We start from the raw sequence: 13,139 nt of genomic DNA, 5'->3' as shown, positions 1-13,139 counted from the left end.
GTCCTTCTAAACAGGGTGTTTGGCAAGATGGATGGATTGCATTGTGCTGTCGTCGAGCTTGTACCAGCGCAGCGTGGCAAACGCGCAGAGTGACAAGACGCCAGGCACGACGGTGAAGAGGGCGATGATGCAGTACATGGCCGTGGTGGTCTGTTCCGGGGCGTTGGCGACATAGCCGCTTAAGCCCAGCGTCCAGCCAACAATCGCGCCGCTGATCGCCATTCCCAGCTTGAGTACGGCGAGAAAGGTTGAGAAGATCACGCCGTCCATGCGTTTGCCCTGTTTCCATTCGCCGTAATCGGCGACGTCCGCCATCATTACCCACATCAGCGTGGTGGTGGCCTGGTAAAGGGTGGAGACGATAAACGTCATGGGCACCAGAATAAGCACTGACTTAGGCGCAAAGAACAGGGCGATGCTGAGTACCCCCGCCAGTACGGAACAGTATCCAAACATCTGCACTTTGCTGACGTTCTGCGTCAGACGTTTGGCCAGCGCGCTGCCTGCGGCTTTCCCGAGAATATGCGCCCCGAGCATCCACATAAAATAGCTCGCGCTACCGAGATAATAAGTGACGAAATACATCATTGCGCCAAGGCGAATAACGCCAAAACCAATGTTGGTTAATACCAGGACGGCGACAACCCGCCATTGGTCGTTTCGTAATAAATCCCGCAGTTCCGCAAGATAATTATTGTGGGTGGCGGGAGCCTTAATACGTTCACGCGTATTGGCGAAGCAGATCCAGAACATGACGACCGCGATGGTCGCCATAATGGCCATCGCCCAGCGGTAGCCCAGTAATTTATCATCGCCGCCTAAAAACTCTGCCAGCGGCATCATAAAGAATGTCGACAGCGCGCCACCCAGCGTGGCCAGGAAAAAGCGATAGGACTGGAGGGAAATTCGCGCATCGTTGTCGGGCGTAATCACCGCGCCCATGGAGCAATAGGGAATATTGATTGCGGTATACATCAGCATCATCAGGGTATAGCTGACGGTGGCGAAAATCATTTTACCGTGCAGATCGAGCGACGCTGGCACGGCGTAGGTGAGCAGACAACTTGCCCCAAAGGGCAGCGCCAGCCACAGCATCCAGGGGCGGAATTTGCCCCAGCGCGTGCGCGTCCTGTCTGCGATATAGCCCATCGCCGGGTCTATTATGGCATCGGCGGTTCTCGCCAGAAGAAACATGGTGCCCACGAATGCGGCAGGTAGCCCCACCACGTCCGTATAGTAAAACGTCAGAAAAATAATGACGTTATCCAGCCCAATATGGCTCGCCATATCGCCTAACCCATAACTGATCTTTTCTTTACGGGTAATTATTTCGGTCATTGTATTCACCTTGCCAGTGTAAGGTTTATTTTTGAGGTGCTCCGTAAACAGGGTTAACCATGATGAAAAGGTTAACAATTGCGAGATCTGGCATCGGGGTTACGTAAATTTCTTTTCGTGATACCGGTAACAAATAAAGTATTTAAACAGTGACTTTATACGGTGGAGGATAGGTAACAGCGAATCGTTTCAGCGAAAAAATAGTCATTTCACGGACGCGTCATTGTCATTTAACTGTCATTGTGCGGGGGTAAAAAAGAGGCAAATGGGCAAAGCAGAGGGCATCATGAACGATCCTATGTTTGTCGAAACGCTGATTATCTCCTCATCGTTTTTTATTATCGCGATTATTTTGATTGCTTCCGTGCTGCTGCTGGAAAACGGCTGACCGTTAGCCAGCCGCTGTATTTATTGTTTACGGAACGTCACCAGTTCAGGACGGGCGATACGCAGATAGTCCTGGGTGTCCATAATCACCGACTTTTCCAGCAGGCCGGCGTTAAAGGCGATCTCCTCGAAGCGCTCAAACAGCAGCGGATCGGCGACCAGCGTCAGATCCGGATGAAAGCTGAAGGGGGGAATGGCGCCGAAGACGCAGCCGGTAAGCGCATCCACTTCAGCCGGACTGGCGAGAGAGGCCTTTAGCCCACCGAAATGACTGGCCAGAAGGCTCAGATCGGCCTGCCGATCGGCGGCGAGGATTGCCAGAATATGTTTCTTAACACCGTTGCCTTTTACCTTGCAGACCAGTGCTTTTGCACCCTGCCGGAGATCGGTCCCGCGAATTTCACTGACCGCTTCGCATTTCCCAACGGCCTCATGCGCCACCACGCGAAAGCGCGCCTCCTGCTCGGTTAATAAGCTGATTAGCCGCTGATGGGTCGTCGTCCCGATCACGTCATCAGACATAACGATTTCACCTGTGATTTGCCAATACGTAGCTTGCTACATTAGCACGGGACGGAGAGGGCTGAAAGAAAACAGCCAGCGGGTGCGCTGGCTGTTGGGTCATGCGTTGCTGGTGGACGACTGTTTCTGGAACAGTTCCCGGAAGACCGGGTAGATGTCATCCTGGTCACGAATGTGCTGCATCGCAAAGTTATCGAACATCGCTTGCAGATGCTCATACTCACGCCACAGCGTCTGGTGGGCGCGACGGGTAATTTCAATGTAGCTGTAGTAACGCACCACCGGCAGGATCTTCTTCGCCAGAATTTCATGACACAGCGGCGAGTCATCCGCCCAGTTATCGCCATCCGATGCCTGCGCGGCGTAGATATTCCACTGCGCCGGATCGTAGCGCTCCTTCACCACCTCGTCCATCAGCTTCAGGGCGCTCGACACGATGGTGCCGCCGGTCTCCTGCGAGTAAAAGAACTCATGTTCATCCACCTCTTTCGCCTGAGTGTGATGGCGGATGTAGACCACCTCCACGTTCTTATACGTTCTGCTCAGGAACAGATAGAGCAGAATATAAAAACGCTTAGCCATATCCTTGGTGGCCTGATCCATTGAACCTGATACGTCCATCAGGCAGAACATCACCGCCTGACTGGAAGGCTCCGGCCGTTTTTCGTAGTTCTTGTAGCGCAGGTCGAACGTGTCGATAAACGGCACCCGGTCGATCTTCGCCCGCAGTTCGGCGATCTCTTTTCGCAGGCGCTCCTCTTCCAGCAGTTGTGCCGGCTCCGTGTTTTCCACCACTTTCAGGCTGGTTTCCAGCTCGCGCAGTTCGCGCCGTTTGCCTGCCGTCATCGCCGTGCGTCGCGCCAGTGAGTTTTGCAGTGAGCGCACCACGCTGATGTTGGCGGGCACCCCGTTTGCGGTATAACCCGCGCGATGGGTTTTGTATTCGTTGAGCTGACGGTGCTGATTCTTTCTCAGATTCGGCAGGGCCAGATCCTCAAACAGCAGGTCGAGATATTCGTCTTTTGAAATCTGAAAGACGAACTCGTCCTGGCCTTCACCGTCCTGGCTGGCCTGCCCCTGACCGCTGCCAGAACCGCCGCCTCCGCCTTGGGGCCGCTCGATTCTGTCATTCTGGACGAAGTGGTCATTACCTGGGTGCACGCGATGGCGAAGGCCGCCACGCCCCTGATGAAACATCGGTTCGCTGATGTCATCGTTAGGGATGGAGACGGATTCGCCGCTGTCGACGTCGGTCACCGAGCGTTTGTTGATGGCCTCGGAGATCGACTGTTTAATTTGCGCTTTATAACGGCGCAAGAAGCGCTGGCGATTCACCGTGCTCTTGTTTTTGCCGTTAAGACGCCGGTCAATAAACCAGGTCATATATCCCCCGTACTGCATTTGCCAACTTGCAGCGTCCGTAAGTGCCGGACATTTTGTTGGCCCGGTAAGCGCGTTACCGGGCACTTGTTTTAAGACGATTTACGCACGCGCAGATACCATTCACAGAGCAGGCGGACCTGTTTGCGGGTATAGCCTTTCTCCATCATACGGTCGACAAAATCGTCGTGCTTTTTCTGCTCGTCGGTTGAGGTTTTGGCGTTGAACGAGATGACCGGCAATAGCTCTTCCGTGTTAGAGAACATTTTCTTCTCTATAACCGTGCGCAGTTTTTCGTAGCTGGTCCAGTTCGGATTGCGGCCGTTGTTATGCGCTCTGGCGCGCAGCACGAAGTTCACAATCTCGTTTCGGAAGTCTTTCGGATTGCTGATCCCGGCTGGTTTCTCGATTTTTTCAAGTTCCGCGTTCAGGGATTCACGGTCAAACAGCTGGCCGGTATCCGGGTCGCGATACTCCTGATCCTGGATCCAGAAGTCAGCGTAGGTGACGTACCGGTCGAAGATGTTCTGGCCGTATTCGGAATAGGATTCCAGGTAGGCGGTCTGGATCTCTTTGCCGATAAACTCGGCGTATTTCGGGATCAGGTAGCCTTTCAGGAACTCCAGGTAGCGTTCAGCCTGCTCCTGTGGGAACTGTTCACGTTCAATTTGCTGTTCCAACACGTAGAACAGATGTACCGGGTTGGCGGCCACCTCCGCGTGGTCGAAGTTAAAGACGCGGGAGAGGATCTTAAACGCGAAACGCGTCGACAAACCGTTCATCCCTTCGTCGACCCCGGCGTAATCGCGGTATTCCTGGTACGATTTCGCTTTCGGGTCGGTATCCTTCAGGCTTTCACCGTCATACACGCGCATTTTTGAGTAGATGCTGGAATTTTCCGGCTCTTTCAGGCGCGACAGGATCGAGAAGCGCGACAGCGTTTCCAGCGTTCCCGGTGCGCAAGGGGCATGGACCAGCTCACTGTGGTTGAGCAGTTTTTCGTAAATCTTGATCTCCTCGGAGATCCGCAGGCAATAAGGTACTTTGACGATATACACACGGTCAAGGAACGCCTCATTGTTTTTGTTGTTACGGAAGGTCACCCATTCAGATTCGTTAGAGTGGGCAAGGATAATCCCGTTAAACGGCAGGGCGGAAATACCTTCTGTCCCGTTGTAGTTCCCTTCCTGGGTGGCGGTCAGTAGCGGATGCAGCACTTTGATCGGTGCTTTAAACATCTCGACAAATTCCATAATCCCCTGGTTGGCGCGGCACAGCGCACCGGAATAACCGTAGGCATCCGGGTCGTTTTGCGCGTGATGCTCCAGCTTACGGATATCGACTTTACCCACCAGCGCCGAGATATCCTGGTTGTTCTCGTCACCGGGTTCAGTTTTAGCGATGGCGATCTGCTCGAGGATAGACGGCCACACTTTCACGACGCGGAACTTGGTAATGTCCCCGCCAAACTCGTGCAGACGTTTTGCCGCCCACGGCGACATGATCGTACCGAGATAGCGATGCGGAATGCCAAACTCTTTTTCCAGAATTTGCGCATCCTCTTGCGGATTAAACAGGCACAGCGGATGGTCATTGACCGGGCTGCGTTCGCCGTTGGCGCTCAGCACATAGATCGGCACGCGCTGCATCAGCGCTTTCAGCCGTTCAGCCAGGGAGGATTTACCCCCACCGACAGGACCCAGCAGATAAAGGATCTGTTTCTTCTCTTCCAGCCCCTGAGCGGCATGCTTCAGGTAGGAGACGATCTGCTCAATGGCGTCTTCCATGCCATAGAACTCTTCAAACGCCGGGTATCGGGCGACCACCCGATTCGAAAATAGACGGGAAAGCCGTGGCTCCAGGGCAGTATCAACCATGTTTGGCTCACCAATAGCCATCAATAGCCGTTCTGCCGCATTGGCATAGGCACTGCGATCTTGCCGACAAATGGTAAGAAACTCCTGCAGTGTGAACTCTTCGTCCTTGGCAGCTTCGTAGCGCTGGCGATAGTGATCGAATATATTCATGGCATGCCGTCCTTTCGTTTTTTAGCACAGGATAAGAGCCGTTCGTATGAGTAGTGGAGGCTCCCGGAAGAGAATTTTTCGCACCTCACTGCCAGAGCAGCAACCTGTGTGCCAGGTCGAAGGCTATGAACCGCAGGGTGTTCAGCAAAACCTCTTCTTAAATTAAAGCGTAGATGGCAATTGCAAAACTTGCATACGGATAAAATCTACTTTCAATGACATATCAATAACTCATCCAAAAATTTCCACTGCGGTTATAAGCGAAAAGCGGGTTTTTCATTTATCGGTCACATAAATGAAAGCGGGATGTCATCTGAAAAATGAAAAATAACGGGTTAATCAAACGGATTAGCGCGCAAAAAATTTTGGGATGTACGGGAATGGCGGTTACACTTCACCCGCTGATTATTTGACTACAGGAAAGAATGGATTGTGACCAAACTCAAACTTCTGGCATTGGGCATCCTTGCCGCTACCGCAGCGAGCACCGTACAGGCTGAGAGCCAGTGGACTGTTGGCGCGGGTGCTGGCGTGATTAACAGCCCGTACAAGCAGTATGACCGCGACGTTTATCCTGTCCCCGTTGTCACCTATGAAGGCGATAACTTCTGGTTCCGTGGGTTGGGCGGTGGCTACTATCTGTGGAACGATACGGCCGATAAGCTCTCCATCATGGCCTATTACGATCCAACGCACTTTAAACCAGGCGACAGCGACAGCAATGCGCTTCGTCAGCTGGACAAACGCAGAAGCTCACTGATGGCGGGGCTTTCTTACGTCCATAATACCGAGTATGGCTTCCTGCGCACTGCGCTGGCGGGCGATACCCTGGACAACAGCAACGGCTTCATCTGGGATCTGGCGTGGCTTTATCGCTATACCAACGGCGCAGTGACGCTGACGCCGGGTATCGGTGTGCAGTACAGCAGCGAGAATTACAACGACTACTACTATGGCGTGTCTAAAGCGGAGTCTCGCCGCAGTGGTCTGAAGAGCTACAGCGCGGATGATGGCTGGGACCCGTACCTGGAACTCACCGCCTCGTATAACTTCCTCGGTGACTGGAATGTATACGGTACTGGCCGTTACATTCGTCTGAGCGATGAAGTGAAAGACAGCCCGATGGTCGACAAGTCCTGGTCTGGCATCTTCTCCGTGGGTGTGACTTACAAGTTCTGACCAGAACGTGATGCATTAAAACGGGGCGCTAGCGCCCCGTTTGTTTTTTATGATGCCTGAACAATATTAGCGCTTCACAATCTTGATCGTCTGGCCTAAGCGGGACGGTTTTTCTTCGCTGGTTTTCTGCGGCGCGGTCACGCACGCGGTTTCCACGCACACGAAGGTCTTGTAACCGTCATCCGGGATATCCGCCATGCTGACGGAAAGGGCAGGGCCCGGGTTCCAGCCCACCACGTTGCTGTGGTGGTGATGAACCACATCAATACCGCGGTTCAGCGCGCTGTCGTGGATGACGCTACAGGCTTCCGGGTGCAGATACACGCGGTCGGTACGATCCGGGAAAGTCTGCACGCCGTCGTCCAGCTTGCCCTCTTTCGCGTTATCCACTTTGTCGATAAAGGTATCGCCAAGTCCGCTCACCTTAACGGCCTGAATATCGCCTACGTTGAAATAGGTGTGCAGGGCGGACGTTGTTTCGAATTCGCCGTGCGCTTCCAGTTCAATTTCGCAGGTTTTACCCAGCTTGAAGCGGGCATACAGGGTGAACTCGTGTGGCCACAGGGCACGCGTTTCATCATTCGCCTGGAGTTCAAAGGTCAACACCGCACCGTTTTCATCTTCGTTGTGGGCTTTCAGCGTCCACTGCTGGTTACGGGCGAAACCGTGTGAGGGTAAACCCTGCTGCGCTGACGGGCCAAACCATGGCCAGCAGATCGGTACGCCGCCGCGGATCGCCGCCCCTTTTTTGAACGAGGTGGCCTCGCTCAGCCACAGGCCTTCTTCTTCACCTTCTGGTTTCCAGGAGAGCAGATGGGCGCCATTGAGTGCTACGGAGGCTTTAACGCGCGGATGATCAACAACGATGATATCAGCACCGTCGATCTGACGGCGGGAGAGCACAGGGGTAAGTTGTTCGACTACCGGAAGTGCAAAAATTTTATTAATCATTAAGCAATCCTCTGTCTAAAAACAATAAAAAAGGCGACCGAAGTCGCCTTTTAGGATCAAGCACTCATCTCAACTTATTTGGAGATGTGAGCGATCAGGTCCAGTACTTTGTTAGAGTAGCCAGTTTCGTTGTCGTACCAGGAAACCAGTTTCACGAAGTTGTCGTTCAGTGCGATACCTGCTTTAGCATCGAACACGGAAGTGCACACTTCGCCGTTGAAATCGGTAGATACAACGTCGTCTTCGGTGTAACCCAGAACGCCTTTCATTGGGCCTTCGGAAGCAGCTTTGATTGCTTTCTTAATTTCTTCATAAGAAGCAGCTTTTTCCAGACGAACGGTCAGGTCAACAACGGATACGTTAGGAGTTGGAACGCGGAACGCCATACCAGTCAGTTTGCCATTCAGTTCTGGCAGTACTTTACCTACTGCTTTAGCAGCACCGGTAGAAGATGGGATGATGTTCTGAGCCGCGCCACGGCCGCCGCGCCAGTCTTTGTGAGACGGGCCATCAACGGTTTTCTGAGTAGCGGTGGTTGCGTGAACGGTAGTCATCAGACCTTCGATGATGCCGAAGTTGTCGTTGATAACTTTAGCCAGCGGTGCCAGGCAGTTGGTGGTGCAGGATGCGTTGGAAACGATGTCCTGGCCAGCGTAAGTTTCGAAGTTTGCACCGCGAACGAACATTGGGGTGTTGTCTTTGGAAGGACCAGTCAGAACAACTTTCTTCGCACCCGCAGTGATGTGTTTACGTGCAGTTTCGTCGGTCAGGAAGATACCGGTAGCTTCAGCTACAACGTCAACACCGATTTCGTTCCATTTCAGGTTAGCTGGGTCTTTCTCAGCAGTAACGCGGATGGTTTTGCCATTAACAACCAGGTGGCCGTCTTTCACTTCAACGGTGCCGTCGAAACGACCGTGAGTTGAGTCGTACTTCAGCATGTACGCCATGTATTCAGCGTCCAGGAGATCGTTGATACCAACGATTTCGATGTCAGAACGTTTCTGAGCAGCACGGAAAACAATACGGCCGATACGGCCAAAACCGTTGATACCTACTTTGATAGTCATATATTCCACCAGCTATTTGTTAGTGAATAAAAGGTTGCCTGTAAAATTACAAAAACCTTACGCAGCGTCAAGCGGAATCGTGTCAATCATTGCGACAAATCAATCCTGTGACTAACGTTTGTGCGACTGACTCGCCTCACTTTCCCTTTGAGCTAGCAACCACATGGGGGCTGCGCCCGGAATTTTAAAGGCCTCGCAGGATTAAAATGTGAAATTGATCACAATTGCCTGACCGCCTTTTCGCGACACATAAGTTTAGAACAAAAGTGCACGCGCGGGTGTTAATGTTTTGTTAGAATCTGGGTTAAAAGATGTCTGTTTCAACAGCGAGATGTAAGCATATGTCGAACCAACGTAACCCCGACGATTTGAAAAAAAACCTTACAGAGATGCAGTTTTACGTGACGCAAAATCACGGCACAGAACCGCCGTTTTCCGGGCGTTTGCTGCACAATAAACGGGAAGGCGTCTACCACTGCCTGGTGTGTGATGCACCGCTGTTTAACTCCCAGACGAAGTACGATTCTGGCTGCGGCTGGCCGAGCTTTTACGAGCCTGTCAGCGATGATGCGATCCGCTACCTGACGGACACCTCGCACGGCATGGTGCGCACCGAAATTCGCTGCGGGAACTGTGACGCCCATCTCGGGCATGTCTTCCCGGATGGCCCGCAGCCGACGGGGGAGCGTTTCTGCGTAAATTCGGCTTCCATGAGCTTTACCGATGATGAAAACGGCGACCAGACCAAGGGTTGAAAAAACGATTCAGCAAATTATTCCTTTGAAAGGGAGAGATCATGAATATTGATGACATGATTGCAGGTATGACCCCGGAGGTTTATCAGCGTCTGGTAACGGCCGTTGAGCTGGGAAAATGGCCGGACGGTGTGGCGCTCACACCTGAGCAAAAAGAGAACAGTTTGCAACTGGTGATGCTGTGGCAGGCGCGTCACAATACCGACGCCCAGCACATGACCATCGACACAAACGGTCAGATGGTGATGAAAAGCAAGCGCGAGCTGAAAGAAGAGTTCGGCATCGCGCCGAAGCCGATTGCGACCTTCAAATAAAGATCCCATGTAGGCCGGGTAAGCGCTAGCGCCACCCGGCACACTGCACTTTAGTGCGGGATCCCAAGCGACTCCGCCAGCTGTTTCGCGAGCTGGTTTTCGTCGTCAGCCCCATACTCCCAGAACATGGCGCCAGCCAGACCTTTCTCCTTAATGTAATCCGCTTTGATCGCCACGGATCGCGGGTTCTCATAGGAAATCGCAAACAGCGCCTTCCCGTCGGCGGATTTCACCGACAGCCACGGCACCTTCGCCTGTTCGTCCCAGTGCTCGGTAAAGCGTTTCTGCGGATCGTTCAGCAGCTTGCGGACGATATCGTTGTATTTCACATAGGTATCTTTGGTCAGATCATAGCCAAGCGATTTGAACAGGCCCAGTTCCTGCGGCCCGAAGTAGGGCTGCGTCACCGGATTGTTCTGCGCGTCCGATTTGCTCCAGTCGATACCCGGTTCAACGGCGCGCTTCGGCACGCGCCCATAGAAACCAATTCCGAGGTTCATCTGCTGCGGCTTCAGCCCGGCGGCCAGATAGTTATTCACCACAAAATCGACGCTGTACTTGTCTGCGGCAGCCACCGTTGGCCAGGCGCTGGAGTCATACAGATTCGCGTTAAAATACTGAGTACCGTACGCCATGTCGTAGGTCATCAGGTTGATGTAATCGAGCAGGGGGGCAATGGCTTTCACATCCACCCAGCTTTTCGGACTTTCCGCATTCGCGCCCACCGCAATCGTGACCAGCTTTTTCTTACCAAACGCGTCACGCATCTCTTTTAACAGCGCGGTGAAATTATCCCGGTCGGCAGGGGTGCTCTCGACCAGTCCCCACGCGCCGTTGACCGGATATTCCCAGTCCAGGTCGATCCCATCCAGGCCGTATTTACTGACGATCTCCTGCGCGGAGCGAATAAATACCGCGCGACTCTCTTTGGTTGCCGCTGCGCCAGAAAAACCACGCGCCCCCCAGCCGCCAACGGAAAGCAGGACTTTCAGGTTCGGGTTTTGTTTACGAAGCTGAGGAAGTAACGCCAGATCGGATGCCACCTTAGGTGATAACCAGATTTGATGCAGTTTTGCCGGATCTTTCAGCGCGGCGTTGGTTTCGTCTTTTTCATCGTTGTAGACCAGACCAAACGAGTAGTTCAGGTGGGTAATCTGGCGGACGTCCAGCTTATTGATATCGCCACCCGGTCCGGCGGTGACGTCACCCCCGCCATTAAAGTAGCCCACGGACATCAGGGTACTGGCAGAAGCAACGGAAGCGCACAGCAGGGGCAATGCTGCCAGCAAAGGCATACGTTTCATACAAGTTCCTCTTTGACATAATAAAATTAATCACGCCACGGAAAAGGCGTGGCGAAAAAACAGCCTGACGAGAATAGCATTGCCGCTGCGCTGAGGATGCGAGGGAGTTCACTTTATGGGGATTGGGGAAGAAATGCCGGGTGGCGGCTTCGCCTTACCCGGTCTACTTTCTGTGGCTTTGTAGGCCGGGTAAGCGCAGCGCCACCCGGCTAAAAAGGCTTACGCCTGCGTCTCCAGCCAGTCTTCCAGCGTATACAGCGTCGCCCCTTCAGAGGCCATATCCATAAACGCCTGGGCGCTGTCCTGCGGCTGAATGTTCACCCCGCGGCAGCCGTCGGTGATGACGCTGACGGTATAGCCGAGCTGGAGCGCGTCCAGCACGGTAAACTTCACGCAGTAATCCGTTGCCAGTCCCAGCACAATCAGCTCCGTGATTTCGTGGTGACGTAACCACGCGTCCAGCGCCGTTTTCTGGCGATGCCCGTTATCAAAAAACGCGCTATAGCTGTCGATAGCCGGGTTTTCACCTTTATGGAACACCGCGTCGATGACTTTATGGTTCAGGAGCGGATGCAGTTCCGCGCCTTCCGTCTGCTGTACGCAGTGATCCGGCCAGAAGGTTTGCGGCAATCCGTCAAGTTCACCCTGAGTGAAAGGCTCAACGCGGTGCTGGCTGGCAAAGCTGCCGTGGTTAGCCGGGTGCCAGTCCTGGCTTGCGACAACCGCTTCACCGCGAGCTTTGCACCACTCAATCAGCGTGTTTGCCACGTCAACGGTGCTGTCACCTTCGGCGACGGCCAGCGCACCGCCCGCGCAGAAATCATTTTGCAAATCGACCAGGAGCAGGGCGCGTTGCTTCATGAGACCTCCTTATTCGTCAGGGGTCAGTTCGCCGCGCAGGTTTTGCATCATGGCGCGGCGAATGGAATCAATATCCAGATCCTGACTCAGTAAATAGTGAAGTTTAGTCAGCGTTGCCTCAACGGTCATATCGAAACCACTGATCACGCCAGCGTGCGCCAGGGCATTACCGGTGGCGTAGCCGCCCATATTGACTTTGCCGGACATACACTGGGTGAGGTTGACCACCACAATCCCGCGATTGCTCGCCTCCTGAAGCTCTTTCAGGAATTCACCGTTCTGCGGGGCGTTACCCACACCATAGGAGCGCAGGATCAGCGCCTTCACCGGCTGGCGCAGGAAGTTGCGCACCACGTCGGCGGAAATACCCGGATAAATCGTCACCACGCCGATCGGCTGCGGGGTGATCGGGTGAACGATCAGTTCGCCTGCGGTATTTGGCGCGGGCGGCGTGCCCAGACGACGGATATGGATCCCCGCTTCCAGCAGCGGTTGCAGGTTAGGTGAGGCAAAAGCGTCAAAGCCATCGGCGTGCGCTTTAGTGGTACGGTTCCCGCGGTACAGCCGGTTGTTGAAGAACAGCGTTACCTCGTTGATCGGGTAATTAGCGGCCACGTACAGGGAGTTAAGCAGGTTGATCTGCCCGTCTGAACGCAGTTCCGCCAGCGGGATCTGCGAGCCGGTCACGATGACGGGCTTGCTCAGGTTCTCCAGCATGAAGGAGAGCGCCGAGGCGGTGAACGCCATGGTGTCGGTGCCGTGCAGGATCACGAAGCCGTCGTACTGGTCGTAATGGGCTTTAATATCGTCCGCAATATGCTGCCAGTCTTCCGGCGTCATGTCGGAGGAGTCCATCAGCGGCTCATATTCGTGGATGGTAAAGTCCGGCATTTCCGGACGGTGGAATTCAGGCATCAGCGCCAGCTGGCGCTGCAAGTGGCCGGAAACCGGGATATAGCCATTTTCTGAGCGCTGCATACCGATGGTACCGCCGGTATAGGCGACATAAATTGATTTCTTCTGCATGGTAATGAGTTCTTGTTCTTCAAAA

General features: G+C 53.7%; 13 protein-coding genes. 4 read left to right on the top strand and 9 right to left on the bottom strand.

Going from position 1 to position 13,139, the window contains the following annotated elements:
• Window positions 1-6: 6 nt before the first annotated feature.
• Window positions 7-1,338 carry a glycoside-pentoside-hexuronide (GPH):cation symporter gene (locus ACOTYH_RS01755; protein WP_045336308.1) on the bottom strand — a complete coding sequence of 444 codons (1,332 nt, stop codon included), beginning with the start codon at window positions 1,336-1,338 and terminating at the stop codon, window positions 7-9.
• Between the two features lie 286 nt (window positions 1,339-1,624).
• Between ACOTYH_RS01755 and yoaI the strand changes: the two genes are divergently transcribed.
• Complete coding sequence (gene yoaI / locus ACOTYH_RS01750; RefSeq protein WP_017384693.1) at window positions 1,625-1,726, top strand: small membrane protein YoaI; 102 nt, start codon at window positions 1,625-1,627, stop codon at window positions 1,724-1,726.
• A gap of 20 nt (window positions 1,727-1,746) precedes the next feature.
• Here the strand turns inward: yoaI and ACOTYH_RS01745 are convergent, their stop codons facing one another.
• The 3 genes from ACOTYH_RS01745 to yeaG form a co-directional block, all read right to left on the bottom strand.
• Complete coding sequence (locus ACOTYH_RS01745; RefSeq protein ID WP_032670101.1) at window positions 1,747-2,247, bottom strand: YbaK/prolyl-tRNA synthetase associated domain-containing protein; 501 nt, start codon at window positions 2,245-2,247, stop codon at window positions 1,747-1,749.
• A 99-nt stretch (window positions 2,248-2,346) separates the two neighbouring features.
• Window positions 2,347-3,630, bottom strand: coding sequence for a YeaH/YhbH family protein (locus tag ACOTYH_RS01740; RefSeq protein ID WP_017384692.1), 1,284 nt, complete (start codon window positions 3,628-3,630; stop codon window positions 2,347-2,349).
• An 89-nt stretch (window positions 3,631-3,719) separates the two neighbouring features.
• On the bottom strand, window positions 3,720-5,654 hold the full coding sequence (gene yeaG, locus ACOTYH_RS01735) for a protein kinase YeaG (RefSeq protein WP_006809140.1): 1,935 nt from the start codon (window positions 5,652-5,654) through the stop codon (window positions 3,720-3,722).
• 432 nt (window positions 5,655-6,086) lie between these two features.
• On the opposite strand from yeaG, the gene ACOTYH_RS01730 reads away from it, so the two are divergent.
• Complete coding sequence (locus ACOTYH_RS01730; protein WP_017384691.1) at window positions 6,087-6,833, top strand: MipA/OmpV family protein; 747 nt, start codon at window positions 6,087-6,089, stop codon at window positions 6,831-6,833.
• A 66-nt stretch (window positions 6,834-6,899) separates the two neighbouring features.
• Here ACOTYH_RS01730 and ACOTYH_RS01725 read toward each other — a convergent pair whose 3' ends face one another.
• Both ACOTYH_RS01725 and gapA read right to left on the bottom strand, forming a co-directional pair.
• Entirely contained in the window at window positions 6,900-7,784 is an 885-nt protein-coding gene (locus ACOTYH_RS01725; RefSeq protein ID WP_032104146.1) for a D-hexose-6-phosphate mutarotase, read from the bottom strand.
• A gap of 74 nt (window positions 7,785-7,858) precedes the next feature.
• A complete protein-coding gene (gene gapA, locus ACOTYH_RS01720) occupies window positions 7,859-8,854 on the bottom strand; it encodes a glyceraldehyde-3-phosphate dehydrogenase (RefSeq protein WP_006809136.1) in 996 nt (331 codons plus the stop codon).
• A gap of 341 nt (window positions 8,855-9,195) precedes the next feature.
• Between gapA and msrB the strand changes: the two genes are divergently transcribed.
• The gene (gene msrB, locus ACOTYH_RS01715; RefSeq protein WP_003857865.1) at window positions 9,196-9,609 is read left to right on the top strand and encodes a peptide-methionine (R)-S-oxide reductase MsrB; all 414 of its coding nucleotides are present in this window, start codon (window positions 9,196-9,198) and stop codon (window positions 9,607-9,609) included.
• A gap of 41 nt (window positions 9,610-9,650) precedes the next feature.
• Entirely contained in the window at window positions 9,651-9,923 is a 273-nt protein-coding gene (locus ACOTYH_RS01710) for a YeaC family protein (protein ID WP_017384688.1), read from the top strand.
• Window positions 9,924-9,973: 50 nt separating this feature from the next.
• Here ACOTYH_RS01710 and ACOTYH_RS01705 read toward each other — a convergent pair whose 3' ends face one another.
• From ACOTYH_RS01705 to ansA, 3 genes are all read right to left on the bottom strand, one after another.
• Window positions 9,974-11,227 carry a glycoside hydrolase family 18 protein gene (locus tag ACOTYH_RS01705; RefSeq protein ID WP_063660032.1) on the bottom strand — a complete coding sequence of 418 codons (1,254 nt, stop codon included), beginning with the start codon at window positions 11,225-11,227 and terminating at the stop codon, window positions 9,974-9,976.
• Between the two features lie 219 nt (window positions 11,228-11,446).
• On the bottom strand, window positions 11,447-12,088 hold the full coding sequence (gene pncA / locus ACOTYH_RS01700; RefSeq protein ID WP_045907483.1) for a bifunctional nicotinamidase/pyrazinamidase: 642 nt from the start codon (window positions 12,086-12,088) through the stop codon (window positions 11,447-11,449).
• A gap of 9 nt (window positions 12,089-12,097) precedes the next feature.
• The gene (gene ansA, locus ACOTYH_RS01695) at window positions 12,098-13,114 is read right to left on the bottom strand and encodes an asparaginase (RefSeq protein WP_421637521.1); all 1,017 of its coding nucleotides are present in this window, start codon (window positions 13,112-13,114) and stop codon (window positions 12,098-12,100) included.
• Window positions 13,115-13,139 lie beyond the last annotated feature (25 nt).

Source organism: Enterobacter cloacae complex sp. SHL001 (assembly GCF_049236825.1).
GTDB classification, from domain to species: domain Bacteria; phylum Pseudomonadota; class Gammaproteobacteria; order Enterobacterales; family Enterobacteriaceae; genus Enterobacter; species Enterobacter hormaechei_C.
Note: the sequence above shows the minus strand (reverse complement) of the source record. Positions and strands in the feature narration are given on the sequence as shown.